The sequence below is a fragment of the Paractinoplanes bogorensis genome (assembly GCF_018829635.1).
GTDB lineage: Bacteria > Actinomycetota > Actinomycetes > Mycobacteriales > Micromonosporaceae > Actinoplanes > Actinoplanes bogorensis.
Map to the genome: position 1 here is coordinate 453,826 of NZ_JAHKKG010000006.1, position 14,476 is coordinate 468,301.

Below are 14,476 nucleotides of genomic sequence, written 5' to 3' on the forward strand. Positions count from 1 at the left end.
CGGTCATCGGGTGGACTCGGACGGGATGGTGGCGGTCACGGCGAAGGTGCCGTCGTCGCCGGGGCCGGCCGACAGTTCGCCGCCGAAGACGGTGACGCGTTCGTGCAGTCCGGCGAGCCCGCGGCCCGAACCGCCGACCGGGGTGATCACGGTGCGGACGGCCCGGGACGACACGTCGATGCGCACGCCGTCGGGGCGGTAGCCGAGCCGGACGAGCGTCGGGCCGCCCGGTGCGTATTTCATCGCGTTGGTCAGTGCCTCCTGCACCACCCGGTAGGCCGTCACCTCGCGGCCGGCGCCCAGCGGCGGGGCCTCGCCCTCCGCGATCAGCTCGATGGGCTGGCCGGCGGATCGGCTCCGCTCGACCAGCTCCGCGATCTCGGCCAGCCCGGGAAGTCGCGATCGAGGGGCGTGGCCGGCTTCCCGCGGGGTCGCCTCGCCGAGAGTTGCCTCGCCGGGCGACATTACGGAAATGTCGGATGAGGGCCAAACGGTGGGAGAGCCGGCGGCAATGGGTTGCGGGGCGCCCTCGACGGCAGTGGGCGGTGCCGCAGCGTCGTGGGTCGTGCTGACCCGGCCCGTGGCGTCGCGGTCCGTAGCGGCGATGGCGGTGCTGGCGTGGTCGACGGCGTCGCGGTCCGCGGCGGCGATGGCGGTGCTGGCGTGGTCGACGGCGTCGTGGCTTGTGGCGGTGGTGGCGTGGCTGATGGCGTCGTGGCTTGTGGCTGTGGTGGCGTGGTCGACGGCGTCGTGGCGTGCGGCGGCGTTGGCTGTGGTGGCGTGGTCGACGGCGTCGTGGCGTGCGGCGGCGTTGGCTGTGGTGGCGTGGCTGATGGCGCCGTGGTTTGCGGCGGCTGTGGTGGCGTGGTCGACGGTGTCGTGGCTTGCGGTGGCTGTGGTGGCGTGGTCCACGGCGCGGTGGGTCGTGGAGTTGTCAGGCGGCGCGTGGTGAGCTGCGCGGTGGGGATCCAGGACGCCCAGCAGGTCGCGTAGTTCGCTCAAGGCCCGCCGCCCGGTGTCGCCGATGGCGGACAGGCTCTCGGTCGTGCGGGTGGGGTCGGCGGTGAGGAACTGGGCTGCGCCCGCCTGCACCACGATCGCGGTGACGTGGTGGGTGACCACGTCGTGCAGCTCGCGGGCGATCATCGCGCGTTCGGCGTCGCGGATCTCGGCGGCCTCCCGCCGACGCCGTGCCGCCTCGGCGATCCGCTTGTCGCGCACCCACGAGCCGGCCAGCCAGGCGATGCTCAGGCCCAGGCAGAAGATCACGTAGTCGGCGACCTGGGCCGACGAGCCGGCCGCGTGCAGGGCGACCGCCAGGCCCGCGTAGGCCAGGACGGTGGTCGCGGCGACGGCGCGGCGGAACCGTTCGAGGTAGGCCGCCGCGCTGTAGAGGGCGATGGTCACCCCGAGGCTGGCGAACGTCGCGTAGCCCCGGAGCTCCTGCACCGCGAACCCGGCCGCGACCAGCGCCAGGACGGCCGCCGGGTAGCGCCGGCGCAGGGCCAGGGGCAGAGACATCGCGAGGGCCGCCACGACGGCCAGTGCGTCGACCGGGCGGACCGGCAGCTCGCCGAGGCGGGTGCCCTTGCCGGCCAGCGGGGCCGCGAACGCGAGCAGTGCGAGCAGCACGCCGAACAAGCCGTCCCGCGCCACGGCCGGCCGCCGCTGCCACCAGGTGACCCAGCTGGACCAGCGCCGGGTCACCGCGGACAGCAGTCGGAGGCGGGACACGGGGCGAGCGTAGTCGCCGCGACTAACCACCGGGACGCCCTGTGGACAACGACGAGGCGCGAGGGAAGACAGGGCGGCGGGATGCGGGTCATCGCCAGGACGCCTTGTGGACGAGGCCGCGGCGACGGGCCGTACGGAGTAGGAAGTAGGAGGCCACCACCCCGACCAGGATGGCCAGGATGCTGGCCTCGGGGCCGAACTCGCCGCCGCTGATGATCGCGGGACCGTGCGGGGTGCCGGTGAGCAGGCCGCCGAGCGTGCTGCCGGAGCCGGAGTTGGCCGCGCCGAAGAGGCCCGACTCGGCGAAGTTCCAGCCCAGGTGCAGCCCGATCGGCAGCCACAGGTTGCGGGCCAGCACGTAGGCCGAGCCGAGGAGCAGGCCGGCCTCGACCGCGATGGCGAGCGCGCCCCACAGCGTGGCGTCCGGGTTGAGCAGGTGCACGCCGCCGAACAGCAGCCCGGACACGACCAGGGCCAGGACGGTGCCGCCCCACTCCTCGACGATCCGGAACAGCACCCCGCGGAACAGCAGTTCCTCGAGGGTGGCGGCGGCCGTCATGAGCCCGAACACCCCGATCATGTCGGCCACCGAGCCGTAGCCGGTGAAGCGCCAGCCGTTGCATACGAAGATCAGCGTCATCACCGCGACGAACAGGGTGAGACCGATCCCCAGGCCGCGCAGCAGCCCGGCGCGCAGCGACGACCGGGCCAGTTCGGTCACCGGTCGCTGTTCGAGCCACCGGACCAGGCGTACGTAGAGAAACAGGCCGATGCCCGCGCTCGCGAAGCCGACCAGCAGGCCGGTCACCGGGTTGTGGGCGGCGCGCCCGGCCAGCGGCGCCAGCAGCACGTCAAGGGCGAAGAAGACGACGAGGAGGAAGAGGAGGCGGAGCCCGAGGGACGACTTGAGTTTCATAGGGGAAACGCTATTGATGATCTTGAGCGGCGGAGTCACCGTGCAGGGGGCAATCCGGGGTAGCTCGCACGGGGGACACGATCACCGAACGTATTGATGAAGCAGCCCAGTGTGCGAAGGTTTGTGCCTGCGGGCCGGAGGCGGCACTATGCTTCGGTGCGGCGTTCCCGAAACCTCATCATCGCTGTGGCGGCAGCCGTGATCCTCGGCGGCGGAGGCCTGATCGCGTTCGGCATGGCCGGCGACGGTGACGACGGCGGCCTCGTGCCCTCCGCGCTCACCGGCGGCAAGGCCACCAGGTCCGGGCCCAGTGCGGCCGAGCTGGCCAAGATCGAGCGTGCGAAACGGGCCCGGGAGCTCGACGCGGCCCTCAAGCTGGTCGCGGCCGAGACGCCCGACTTCTCGGTCGCTGTGCTCGACAAGAAGACCGGCCAGGCCTACACGTATCAGGGCGCGGAGAAGTTCGACACGGCGAGCATCGTGAAGGCCCAGATCCTCGCGTGTGAGCTGCTCAAGGCGCAGGACGCCGACCGGGAGCCCACTTCGGGCGAGATGGCGCTGGCCAAGCCGATGATCCAGCTCAGCGACAACAACGCGACGACCGAGTTGTTCGAGCACCTGGGCGGCAAGAGCGCGATCACCAAGTGCAACAAGCGGCTCGGCCTGACCCAGACCACGGTCAACAGCGCGTGGGGCCTCACCAAGACGACCGCGAGCGACCAGGTCAAGCTGCTGTCGAAGCTGGTCGACACCAAGGGCCCGCTCGACGAGGACTCCCGCGAGACGGCGTTCTCGCTGATGAACTCGGTCGACGACACGCAGGACTGGGGCGTGCCGGCGGTGGCCAAGGAGGGCGAGAGCGCCACGGTCAAGAACGGCTGGGACACCCGCTCGGCCGACGGCGGCCTGTGGGCGGTCAACACGATCGGCCGGGTCAGCTCGCCCGACGGCAAGGTGAACGTGTCGGTCGCCGTGCTCTCGCACAACAACCAGTCGATGGACGGCGGGATCGCCCTGGTCGAGAAGGTGGCCAAGCTGACCAGGCAGTACCTGAAATACTGACGTAACACATGAGCGAGCGTTAAGGAATACGCGCGGGTAACTTAGGCGGTCAGTGGTAGATGTCATCGACAGCGGTGGATTTGTTTACTCGGTGATCGGAATGTCGGGGGCATGACCCGACGCGTCCTCATCGTCCTGTTCCTCGCCGTCGCCGTCCTCTTCCCGGCCACTGCCGCCCAAGCCGCCGACTCCAAGGCCACCGTCCTGGCCCGGTGGACGCAGCCGACCGCCTCCAGCACCGCGGCCTGGAACGACGCCCGTGCCAACCGAGGCCCGTGGGCGTCCTACGGCTTCGACTGGTCCACCGACTACTGCTCGTCGAGCCCGGACAACCCGCTCGGCTTCAAGTTCGAGAACTCCTGCGCGCACCACGACTTCGGCTACCGCAACTACAAGGCGATCGGCACCTTCTCGGCCAACAAGGCCCGCGTCGACGACACGTTCTACGCCGACCTCAAGCGGGTCTGCGCCACCTACGGCACGGTGTCGGCGGCCGCCTGTTACAGCCTGGCCTGGACCTACTACCAGGCCGTCAAGCTGTTCGGCTCGCTCGCCTCGGTCAAGCAGGCCGACATCGACAAGGCGGCGACTCTTATCAAGAAGTAATTCACCGAGCGGCCACCGGCCGTTGGCGCTCGCCGACGGCCGGTGGCGGCATCCTGCAACGATGTTCGGATTCCTGATCGGCGGGCTCGCGGCCGCGTGGGGTGTCATGGTCGCCGTCCTCGACCACTCACCCGAACCGAGCCGCCGCCTGCAGCAGCTCTGCACGGCCCTGCTCGTCGCGCTCGGCGCCGTGGCGGTCGCGGGAGGGGTCTCGGCGGTAACGACCTGACGCTACGGTGTCGGCCATGAGGGTCGTGGTCGCCGAGGATCTGACACTGCTGCGCGACGGGATCGTGCGCATGCTCCAGGCGTACGGGTTCGAGGTGGTGGCCGCCGTCGACAACGGTCCCGACCTGCTCAAGGCCCTGCTCACCGACAACCCGGACGTCGCCGTGGTCGACGTCCGCCTCCCGCCCGGTCACACCGACGAGGGACTGCGCGCCGCCCTGACCGCGCGCGCCGAGAAGCCCGGGCTCCCGGTTCTCGTGCTCTCCCAGTACGTCGAGCGCCTGTACGCCCGTGAGCTGCTCGCCGACGGCCACGGCGGGATCGGCTATCTGCTCAAGGACCGCGTCTCCGACATCGGCGAGTTCATCGACGCGGTGCGGCGGGTCGCGGCCGGCGGCACGGCGCTCGACCCCACGGTCGTCGCGAAACTGATGGGCAGCAAGCCGAAGATGCCGCTCACGCCGCGCGAACACGAGGTGCTCGAGCACATGGCCCAGGGCCGCTCCAACGCGGCGATCGGCGGGGCGCTCTTCATCACCGAGAAGGCCGTGGCCAACCACACCAACAACATCTTCGCCAAGCTCGGCCTGCAGACCTCCGAGGACGACAATCGCCGCGTGCTGGCCGTCCTCAGATACCTGGAGGGGTACTAGCACCTGGGCTAGACGGGTTCCAGCCACCTCGTTCAGAAGCGCCCCATTCACGAGGCTCTTAGGCATGACAACGACGCTTCACACCAACGGCCCGGTCGCCAGGAAAGAGCGAGCCCTCGCTCCCGACCTCATCCGCGGCGCCATGCTCCTGTTCATCGCGCTCGCCAACGCGGCCAACTTCGCCTTCCGCGGACAGCCGGGACTCGACCCCACCCCGTACGGGATGGAACGGGTCGTCAATTTCTTGATGTCTTTGCTCGTCGACAGTCGCGCGTATCCCGTCTTCGCGGTGATGTTCGGCTACGGCCTGGTGCAGATCGCGCGGCGGCAGGGCGACGCGGCCCGCCGGGTGCTGATGCGGCGCAATGTCGCGCTGATCGTTTTCGGTTTCGCCCACGCGACGCTGCTGTATTTCGGGGACTTCCTGGGGGCGTACGGGATCGTGGGAATTCTCGCCACCTGGCTGTTGCTCCGCCGCAGTGACCGGTTCCACCGCCTGATCCTGTGGCTCTGGGGGCTGCAGACCGTGTACGCCGTCGTCCTGGCCGTGATCGTGCTGACCACCGCTTCCGGCGGCGACGCCACGCTCACCAACAAGCCCAACCCGTCGCTGGCCGCCTCGAGCTACGCCGCCTCGATCGCCGACCGCCTCGCCGAATGGCCGGTGCACACGGCCACCGTCATCCCGTTCATCATCATCGTCTGGCTCGGCATCTGGGCCGCGCGCCACCGCATTCTGGAGAACCCGGCCCAGCACCGTACGCTCCTGCGCCGCACCGCCGTGGCCGGGCTCGGCATCGCCATCGCCGGCGGACTACCGTACGCGCTGGTGTCGGCCGGCTGGCTGCACGTCAGCGCCGGTACGGTCGACGCCATGGCCTTCCTGCACGCGCTCACCGGCGAGTACGGCGGTCCCGGCTACGTGGCCCTGTTCGCCCTGATCGCCACGCGGAACCGGGTCACGACCGCGATCGCCGCGCTCGGTCAGCGGTCGATGAGCGGCTACCTGTTCCAGTCGGTGGCCTGGGTCGCCCTGTTCAGCCCGTGGGCGCTCGGCCTGACCGGCACCTGGCCCGCCCTCGTGGCCGCGGTCGGCATCTGGGCCGTGTCGGTGTCGATCGCGCACCGGATGCGCGGCGCCGGACCGGCCGAGACCGCCCTCCGGCGCTTCACCTACCGATGAACCGCCTGCTGGTGGCGACGGCCGTGGCGCTCAGCGTCGCGGCCACCGCCGTGTGGGCCGTCGCCGGGCCGGCCGGCGAGTTCTGGCCGCGCTGGGTCTACTTCGGATTCGGGACGGTGGCGGCCGGCGTCTTCGTGTTCCGGCGCGCGGGCCGGGTCTCGTCCGGGCGGCGGCGCGGGCTGGCCCTCAACGTGGCGTTCTGCGGGTTGCTGCTCGCGGTCGACCTCACGGTCTACGTGCTCTCCGGTGGCGGCTACTTCTGGCCGGTCTGGACCGCGCTCGCCGTCGCCGTCCTGCTCAGCGTGCATGCCTACCTGGTGAGCCGGGAGAGCGAGCTGCTCGACCGGGTCACGTCGCTGACCCGCTCCCGCCGGGCCGCCGTCGACCGGCAGGCGGCCGAGCTCAAGCGCGTCGAACGCGACCTGCACGACGGCGCCCAGGCCCGCATGGTGTCGCTCGCGCTGACCCTCGGGATGGCCAGTGATCTGCTGCGCCGCGACCCCGACACGGCCGAGAGACTGTTGGGTGAGGCCCGCTCGACGGCCCGGGCGGCGCTCGACGACATGCGCGCGGTCATGCACAGCATCCATCCGCCGGTGCTGGCCGACCGGGGGCTGGTGGATGCCGTACGGGCGCTGGTCCTCGATCTGTCGCTGCCCACCACAGTGGAGGGCGAGGTGGCTTCGGCGTTGACACCCGCGGTCGAGACGGCCGCCTACTTCGCGGTCGCGGAATGCCTCGGCAACATCGTCAAACACAGCGGCGCCACCTCGGCCTCGGTGCGCTTCGAGCCGCCGCTGCGGGCCACGGTGATCGACAACGGACACGGCGGTGCCGATCCGGCGGCCGGCAGCGGTCTGCGCGGCATCACCGACCGGCTCGAGGCAGTCGACGGGCGCCTCGACGTGACCAGCCCGCCCGGCGGACCGACAAAGATCACCATCACGATTCCGGTCTGAGCTTGGTTTGGTTGCGCGGGCCGGGCAGCATGGCTTCGTGCCTTTCCCGTACGCCCACAGCCGTCAGCAAGCGCAGTCCCTCGCCGAGGCGGGAGACGTCCCGGCGGCGCGGGCGGTGCTCGAAGGTGCCGTCTCGTCCGGCCGGGCCGGGCTCGCCGAGGGCGACCCGGAACTGCTCGAGACCATGCGGCAGCTGGCCGGGCTGCACGTGTCGGCGGGCGATCCGGCGGCGGCGCGGCGCGTGCTCGAAGAGGCCGTGGCGGCCGTCCGCACCACCGATCAACTGGGTGTGATGCTGGCCTTCGATCTGGCCGTGGTCGCCGCCGACCTGGGCAATCGGCATGTGGCGCGGACGCAGTTCGCGCGGGTGGCCGAGCTGGGACCGGCCGTCCTGGGGGAGGACCACTGGGCGGTGGATCGCGCTCGCGCTTTCCTGGGTGCGGCCACCGACGATGCACCCGCGCCGGTCTCCTCGCCCCCGCCCGTCTCGCCGGCGCCCCTCTTCGCGCCGCCGGTTTCCGCTCCTCCCGAGCCGGTCACCGCTGTACCGGCCTTCGCGCCGACCCCGCCCTCCCCAGCCCGTCGTCACTGGCTTCCCGCGGCGCTCGGCGGTGTCGTGGGTGGCGTCATCGTGGCCGTCGTCGTCGCGGTTGTCGTCCTACGGCCGGGCGACGACGAACCGGCCTCCACCGCCGCGACCCAGCCCGTGCCGTCCGTGCCTTCGGCGGCGCCTTCTCCGGTTCCCACGCCGTCGGCGCCGGTCCCGTCCTCCGCTGCGCCGTCGACCACTCCGCCCCGCACATCCGCGGCGGTCAAACCCACGACGGCAAAACCCACAACCGCAGTTCCTTCCGTACGGACGAAGATCGTCGCCCCGGCCCCCAACAGCAAGGTCCCCTATCCGTTCGACGCCCGCTTCACGGTCGCCAAGTCCGACGCCGGCGCCACGGACACCGTCGTCGCCCTGCTCATCTGCGTGGCCGGCCGCTGCTATCTGGACGGCAAGCTCGACATGATCGAGGGCACCGCCGCCCCGTACACGATCTATCTCGGCTCGACCCGCCCCGAAGGCACCGGCGTCGCCTGGAAGCTACGGCTGGACCGGCTGCCCGAGTCCACTTTCACCAAGCTGATCGCCGCCCGGGACGCCGCGATCGCCGACGGCACCTGGGGCGACAAGGGCACCCCGATGAGCGCCCTCAACCCGGCCCCGCTCAGCACCGTCACCGTCGTCAAGGGCTGACCACCCGCTTTCCCGGTTCGCTTATCCTCGGTGGCTGTGCCCGCTGGACCGGTGCTCGGCCTGACTTACCAGGAGTGTCGTTCGTGGGCCGTCCGTGCCCCAGGGAGGCAGGCGCAGGCGAACATCCGTCCCTGGGGGCTAGGCCTGTTCCCGTCCCGGCCTCCGCTCCCGATGCTGCTCTATCTGGCCGACCGGGAAGGGCGCCTGATCGGACAGTCGGCTGATGCGTTTGCGGTCATCGAGCCGCCGATCGCCCGGAAGGACGACTGGAATCGGGCCATGCGGGCCCAGCCCGGTCGCGTTCGGGCGCTGAGCCTGCTCGTTCGCGTGTGGCCGTTGCTTCTTCCGTACGGGCCGGCCTTCGCCGCGATGGTCGTGGCGGTGCCGATCGCCCTCGTCTCCCGGGAAGCCGCCCTGGTCGCTCTTGTGTTGGTGCTGCTCAGCTTGTGCGTCGCGATCGCCGACCTGACCGTCGGTGCCGTCCGCCTGTCCTGGGAGGTCGTCCAAGCCGGGAGCCGGGGCGTTCCCGACGGCGAGATCTTCGGCAATGAGCTGCGGGGTCACCACTGGACCATCACGTTCTGCCAGGCGAGTGCTCCCGACGACGCCGACCGGCTGTGTTCGGATGCGCTCGTCCGCGCGTCCGAGTTGACGGACGCCTTTCTGCCGCCCGATCCGGCTTTCGGCTCGGGATACGTCGGTGTGCGGGCGCCTGGCTTCACCGACGCCGGTATCCGGAAACAGCTCGGATCGTTGCCGTCTCTCAGCCGGGTCCGCGGCACCGACTGGTTCGTCATCGGCACCCGGAAGGAGTTCCGGCCTCCTGATCACGACGCCGTCCGCCCGTTGAGTGTCATCCGGCTCATGGTTTTGACCGCCCTGACCGGCGTCGCCGCGACGGCGCAGATGGTGGCCGGGCTCGAGCAGATGCGCTACCCGCAGGCACTGCTGTGGGTTGCCCGTTACGTGGCGTTCAAGTTCCCGGAGTCGGCGACCTGGCAGTCGCAGGTGTTCGGGGTGCTGATCATGATCATGGTGTCGGTCATGGCGGGGGCCCTTCTGGTGACGCTGCGTCAGCGCATCCGGTACCGGCAGGCCCGCCGGGACCTGTTGTACGGAGCCGTCGAGTCGAGGCCGACCGTGGCGATCATCGTCGTCAACGAGAACGAGAGCCGGGCTGTGGAGGAAGCTGTCCTCGCGCGTTCACCCGGCTTCGTGCCGAGCGCCTGGCGGGCCGGGTCCAAGGCGGTGACCTGGCTCGGCCGGATCGGCGGCGCGAACGTCGTCCTGGCCCGGAGTGAGCAGGGCACGGTCGGGGCGGGCTCGATGCCGGAAACGGCCGGCGAACTGATCCGGCACCTCGATCCGGCGTGCCTGATCCTCACCGGGATCGGGTACGGGCTCGACTCTTGCGAGCTCGACGGCGGTGACCAGGACCTGGGTGATGTCGTGGTCGCCACGCAGGTGCACGCCATGGACCACCGCAAGGTCACCACGCCGGCCGACGGCACCCGGCACGAGATCACCCGCGGCCCGCGGCCGGAGCCCACGAGTTCCCTGCTCAGTCACGCTCGTGCGCTGGCCCCCGGGCGCTCGCCGGTGGTCCGTTTCGGTGTGGCGCTGTCGCTCAACACGCTGGTGAACAGCCCGGACGAACGGGCCCGGCTGAAAGGACTCGACGAAGAGGCGATCCTGGGCGAGATGGAGGCGGCCGGGCTCGCCGCGGTCGCCATCCGGGCCAAGCGCGACTGGATCCTGATCAAGGGCATCTCGGACTGGGGTGTCGGCAAGACCGGCGAGCACCAGGCCCGGGCCGCCCGCAACGCCGCCGAGTTCACCCTCGACCTGATCGCCCGGATCGAGCCGGGCGGCCCGTGACCCCGGGTAGCGTGATCACCGGAATCGCTCGGCGCCATGTTCGTTCGGTGCCATAGTCGTTCAGCGCCGTATTCGTTCATCGCCGGGAGGAGCCCGTCGTGGCCTATGCCGTGGACTTCGCGACTGTGTCGACCGTGGGTCTGGAGTCGTCGCCGGTGGCGGAGGCGCTGGCCGGGCTGCGGGCCAACGAGGCCCGGTACTTCAAGAACAAGTACGGGCACGTGTTCACGACCGAGCCCGCGAGCGAGGCCGCCGAGGCCGTCGCCTGGGTGAGCCGCATTCTCGAGCAGGAGCGCGGCATCGTCATCGCGGCCCGCCCGCTCGAGGCGAACGCCTTCCAGGTCGAGAACATCCGGATGGCGTATGTCTTCTACGAAGACGGCCTGTCGATCAACGTGATGTACACCGTCGACGACGACGGGAAGCGGGCGGTCGGCTTCAAGCTCTCCGAGGGCATGGAGGTGCCGGCCGAGCTCGGCGCGTTCAAGTTCGCCCGGCAGAAGTCGAAGCTGGCCGGAACCATCCGCGGCTCGTACTTCGTGATCAAGAACGAGTACTAACGACCGATCGCTTCTTCCTTGGTCGTGCCGTCTATCAGCGGCCGATCGCTTCCTCGTTGGTGGTGCCGTCGACCAGCGGGCGGCCGCCCAGCGGGGCGTCCAGATCGAGCGGGATCAGGCGTACCGGGGGCAGGGCCTGGCTGCGGGTGGCCTGATCGCACAGGATCTTGGCCGAGACGCAGGTGCCGCGGAGCGTGACCGTGACCCGGTCGGCCGTCTCGTCGACGGTCATCGCCTCGGGCCGGAACGCGCCGTCGACCGCGATGAGCAGGTCGGTCCCGGCCGGGACCGGGCCCAGGCCGGCCAGGAACTTCTCGTCCGGGGTGGCGTAGCGCCAGATCGCCACCGGATCACCCGAGTCGCCGGCCGGCGGGCTCGCCAGCAGCTCGGCCGAGGACGTGCCGAAGCGCTGTTCGCGGGCCTCCCGGGCCTGGGCCGCGTCGCGCTCCGGCGAGTTGTGGTCACGGATCAGGACGAAGCCGAAGATCAGCACCAGCACGATCGTGCCGACGCCGGCCGCCCGGCCCAGGTTGTACGAGAGGTCGCTCGGCTCGTTGGCCTCCGGGTCGCGGTAGCGCCACGCGTTCAGCACCTGCCACTGCTGTCGCGGCGCGATCACGGTCCAGAGCGCGAACGCGATGAGCACCACACCACCGAGGATCAGCCCCACGCGGGCAGTGTGCCAGAGTCGATCAAGCTCAAGCCGGTCCGGCCAGGCCGATCAGGTTGCCCTCGGGGTCGGTGAACTGGGCCACCACCAGGTCGCGACCCTCGGCCCGCTCGGGACCGAGCACGCGCCGGCCGCCCAGCGCCTCGGCCCGCCGCAGGGCCTCGCCGACATCGGGGACGCCGACGTAGAACACGACGTGCGGGCGGTGCGCGGAACCGCCGCCGACGCCACCGGGAATCGTCTCGCCGGCCTCGGTGAACCCGTATTCGCCCTGGTCGGAGACCGACGGTGCGACCGGGCCGCTGGTGTCGAACGACCAGCCGAACAGGTTGCCGTAGTAGCCGCGCAGGGCGGCCGGGTCGGTACCGATGATCTCGAAGTGCACGACAGGCTCAGCCATAGCGGAAATTTACCGCCCCGGGTGGTGCAAGGCGGGGCAGCCGCTGCCGATAGGGCAGATCGCAACCCCCTCACCACCGTAGGAGACCCCCGATGAACGCAGTCAGTGCCGTCGACGCCGTCAGCCCGTCCAGCGAGGCCAAGGCCCAGCTCGTCCGCTATCAGGAGAAGCTCGCGGCCGATCTGGCGGCCAAGGTCGCCCAGGAGCGGGTCATCCAGCAGGACCGCGAGGCCGTGACCAAGGCGCAGGAGTCGGTGCGCGAGGCGGAGAAGGCCTCAACGGCTGCGGTTGCCGGAGCGGGGCTCGACGTCACCGTCTGAGCCGGGGCTGACCAGGCCGGTCTCGTAGGCGACGACCACGGCCTGCACGCGGTCGCGCAGGTCGAGCTTGCTCAGGATGCGGGCCACGTGGGTCTTCACGGTCGCCTCGGACAGGTGCAGTGCGGCCGCGAGCTCGGCGTTGCTCCGGCCCCGGGCGAGCAGGCGCAGCACTTCGGTCTCGCGCGGAGTCAGCGTGGCCAGGTCGCGGTGCAGTGCCGCCGTCGGCGGGGCGGGGTGGACGAACCGTTCGACCAGCCGGCGGGTGATCGTGGGCGCCAGCAGCGCGTCGCCGTCGCAGACCGTGGTCACGGCGGCGATGAGGCGTTCCGGCGACACGTCCTTGAGCAGGAAGCCGCTGGCCCCGGCGGCGAGCGCGGCATAGACGTACTGGTCGACGTCGAACGTGGTCAGGATGATGATCCGGGGCTCGCCGGGCGCCCCGGTGAGGATGCGCCGGGTCGCCTCGAGGCCGTCGAGTTCGGGCATGCGGACGTCCATCAGCACCACGTCGGGCCGGGTGCGCCGGACGGCCTCGATGGCCTCCTCGCCGTTCGCGGCCTCGGCCACCACCTCGACGCCGCCGGCCGTGAGGATCATGCGGAAGCCCGTGCGGACCAGCGCCTGATCGTCCACGACGACCACCCGTACGCTCACTCCACCTCCAGCGGGATCAGGGCGTCGACCTGGAAGCCGCCCTCGCGCCGGGACGCCGCGAACAGCGTGCCGCCGTAGAGGGCGACCCGGTGCTGCAGGCCGACGAGCCCGCGCCCGCCGACCGGCCCGTCGCCGGCGGGCAGCTCGCCCGAGGTGTTGGACACCCCGACGTGCAGCTCTGCGGAACGGTATTCGACCAGCACGTCGGCGTCGGCCCCGGGAGCGTGCCGCACCATGTTGGTCAGCGCCTCCTGCACCACCCGGTAGGCGGTGAGCCCGATGCCGGGGCTGACCGGGCGCTCCTCGCCACGTACGGCGAAATGAACCGGAACGCCGGCGTCGCGCACCCGGGCGATCAGCGCCGGCAGGGCCTCGATGCCGGGCTGGGGATCGGCCGGCCCGTCGGGCTCCGGCTCGGCCAGCAGGCCCATCACGTGTCGCAGCTCGGACAGCGCCCGGCGGCCGGCCGACTCGACGTTGAGCAACGTGTCGCGGGCCAGTTCGGGCTGACCGGCGAGCACCGAGCGGGCGGCACCGGTCTGGATCACCATCACGGTCACGTGGTGGGTCACGACGTCGTGCAGCTCACGGGCGATGCGGGCGCGCTCCTCGGTGACCGCCTCACGCAGGGCCGCTTCCCGCGTACGCTCCTCCTCCGCCGCCCGCAGCCGGTCCTCGCCGGTCCGTCGTTTCCACACGTGGTAACCGCCCGCCGCCGCGGTCAGCGGGGCCAGCACCACGAACGGCAGGTAGGCCGGGGGCACCTGGATCACGATCAGCGCGAGCGGGACCCCGACGGCGACACTGACCAGGGCCGGCCACCGGTAGGGGCTGTGCGCGGCCGCGCTGTAGACCGCGATGAGCGAGGCGATCACGACACACGGATAGAGGTTGGGCTGCCGGTCGCCGTTGGTCACCAGCACCAGGACCGAGGCGAGCATCGTCGCCCACAGCACCGCCAGCGGATAGCGGCGGCGCAGCACCAGCGGCGCGCACAGCACGAAGACCAGCAGCAGCGCCCCGAGCGCGCTGCCCGGCCGGGCCACCGCCTCGGCCACCGGGGGCGGCGGGACGTCGGTGGTGAACGGCGGGGGGAGTGGCCGGGCGTTTTCCCAGGCGGCGTCGTCGGTGGCGGCCTGGAAGCAGATGAGCCCCAGCACGGCCGCGAGCGCGCCGTCGAGCAGCAGCGCCCGCCAGCCCGGCCGCGGCAGTGGTCCGGTGACCTCCATCGGCTTCATCGGCCCATTCTGGCCGCCCGCCGCCGCCGCGGCATCGGTCGTGATGGCTACATCGCAAGGATGACGCCCGGCGACTGTCCACCGACGACGGTAGGCCGGATGCCTCCTGCGGCCGACGCGCGAGACCCCCGCCAGCTCCTAGCGTCACAGCCGTCATCGACAACGAGGGGGC

The 14,476-nt window shown here is 71.1% G+C and carries 16 protein-coding genes; 10 read left to right on the forward strand and 6 right to left on the reverse strand.

Features of this window, described 5'->3' with window-relative positions:
- Positions 1-3: 3 nt before the first annotated feature.
- Positions 4-1,734, reverse strand: a complete 1,731-nt coding sequence (locus tag KOI35_RS21220; protein ID WP_215789235.1) for an ATP-binding protein — start codon at positions 1,732-1,734, stop codon at positions 4-6.
- Positions 1,735-1,822: 88 nt separating this feature from the next.
- Positions 1,823-2,650, reverse strand: coding sequence for a CPBP family intramembrane glutamic endopeptidase (locus KOI35_RS21225; protein ID WP_215789236.1), 828 nt, complete (start codon positions 2,648-2,650; stop codon positions 1,823-1,825).
- A gap of 156 nt (positions 2,651-2,806) precedes the next feature.
- Between KOI35_RS21225 and KOI35_RS21230 the strand changes: the two genes are divergently transcribed.
- From KOI35_RS21230 to KOI35_RS21270, 9 genes are all read left to right on the forward strand, one after another.
- Positions 2,807-3,712: a serine hydrolase gene (locus KOI35_RS21230; RefSeq protein WP_308121100.1), complete on the forward strand. Its 906-nt coding sequence runs from the start codon at positions 2,807-2,809 to the stop codon at positions 3,710-3,712.
- Positions 3,713-3,823: 111 nt separating this feature from the next.
- Positions 3,824-4,318 carry a phospholipase gene (locus tag KOI35_RS21235; protein WP_215789237.1) on the forward strand — a complete coding sequence of 165 codons (495 nt, stop codon included), beginning with the start codon at positions 3,824-3,826 and terminating at the stop codon, positions 4,316-4,318.
- A gap of 61 nt (positions 4,319-4,379) precedes the next feature.
- Positions 4,380-4,547 carry a hypothetical protein gene (locus KOI35_RS21240; protein ID WP_215789238.1) on the forward strand — a complete coding sequence of 56 codons (168 nt, stop codon included), beginning with the start codon at positions 4,380-4,382 and terminating at the stop codon, positions 4,545-4,547.
- A 16-nt stretch (positions 4,548-4,563) separates the two neighbouring features.
- The gene (locus KOI35_RS21245) at positions 4,564-5,199 is read left to right on the forward strand and encodes a response regulator transcription factor (RefSeq protein ID WP_215789239.1); all 636 of its coding nucleotides are present in this window, start codon (positions 4,564-4,566) and stop codon (positions 5,197-5,199) included.
- A 64-nt stretch (positions 5,200-5,263) separates the two neighbouring features.
- A complete protein-coding gene (locus KOI35_RS21250; RefSeq protein WP_215789240.1) occupies positions 5,264-6,382 on the forward strand; it encodes a DUF418 domain-containing protein in 1,119 nt (372 codons plus the stop codon).
- On the forward strand, positions 6,379-7,341 hold the full coding sequence (locus KOI35_RS21255; RefSeq protein ID WP_215789241.1) for a sensor histidine kinase: 963 nt from the start codon (positions 6,379-6,381) through the stop codon (positions 7,339-7,341). The genes KOI35_RS21250 and KOI35_RS21255 overlap by 4 nt, the downstream gene beginning before the upstream one ends.
- A 37-nt stretch (positions 7,342-7,378) precedes the next feature.
- Positions 7,379-8,584, forward strand: a complete 1,206-nt coding sequence (locus KOI35_RS21260; RefSeq protein ID WP_215789242.1) for a tetratricopeptide repeat protein — start codon at positions 7,379-7,381, stop codon at positions 8,582-8,584.
- A 171-nt stretch (positions 8,585-8,755) separates the two neighbouring features.
- Entirely contained in the window at positions 8,756-10,462 is a 1,707-nt protein-coding gene (locus tag KOI35_RS21265) for a 5'-methylthioadenosine/S-adenosylhomocysteine nucleosidase family protein (protein WP_215789243.1), read from the forward strand.
- A 98-nt stretch (positions 10,463-10,560) separates the two neighbouring features.
- Positions 10,561-11,022 carry a DUF8821 family protein gene (locus tag KOI35_RS21270; RefSeq protein ID WP_215789244.1) on the forward strand — a complete coding sequence of 154 codons (462 nt, stop codon included), beginning with the start codon at positions 10,561-10,563 and terminating at the stop codon, positions 11,020-11,022.
- Positions 11,023-11,056: 34 nt separating this feature from the next.
- Here KOI35_RS21270 and KOI35_RS21275 read toward each other — a convergent pair whose 3' ends face one another.
- Positions 11,057-11,692 (reverse strand): DUF6199 family natural product biosynthesis protein, encoded by a 636-nt coding sequence (locus KOI35_RS21275; RefSeq protein ID WP_215789245.1) that lies wholly within the window; start codon positions 11,690-11,692, stop codon positions 11,057-11,059.
- A gap of 28 nt (positions 11,693-11,720) precedes the next feature.
- On the reverse strand, positions 11,721-12,092 hold the full coding sequence (locus KOI35_RS21280; RefSeq protein WP_215789246.1) for a VOC family protein: 372 nt from the start codon (positions 12,090-12,092) through the stop codon (positions 11,721-11,723).
- A gap of 92 nt (positions 12,093-12,184) precedes the next feature.
- On the opposite strand from KOI35_RS21280, the gene KOI35_RS21285 reads away from it, so the two are divergent.
- Positions 12,185-12,412: a hypothetical protein gene (locus KOI35_RS21285; RefSeq protein ID WP_215789247.1), complete on the forward strand. Its 228-nt coding sequence runs from the start codon at positions 12,185-12,187 to the stop codon at positions 12,410-12,412.
- On the opposite strand, the gene KOI35_RS21290 is transcribed toward KOI35_RS21285, so the two are convergent.
- Positions 12,368-13,066, reverse strand: a complete 699-nt coding sequence (locus KOI35_RS21290; protein WP_215789248.1) for a response regulator — start codon at positions 13,064-13,066, stop codon at positions 12,368-12,370. The genes KOI35_RS21285 and KOI35_RS21290 overlap by 45 nt on opposite strands.
- A complete protein-coding gene (locus KOI35_RS21295) occupies positions 13,063-14,304 on the reverse strand; it encodes a sensor histidine kinase (protein ID WP_215789249.1) in 1,242 nt (413 codons plus the stop codon). Before KOI35_RS21295 ends, KOI35_RS21290 begins: the two co-directional genes overlap by 4 nt.
- Positions 14,305-14,476 lie beyond the last annotated feature (172 nt).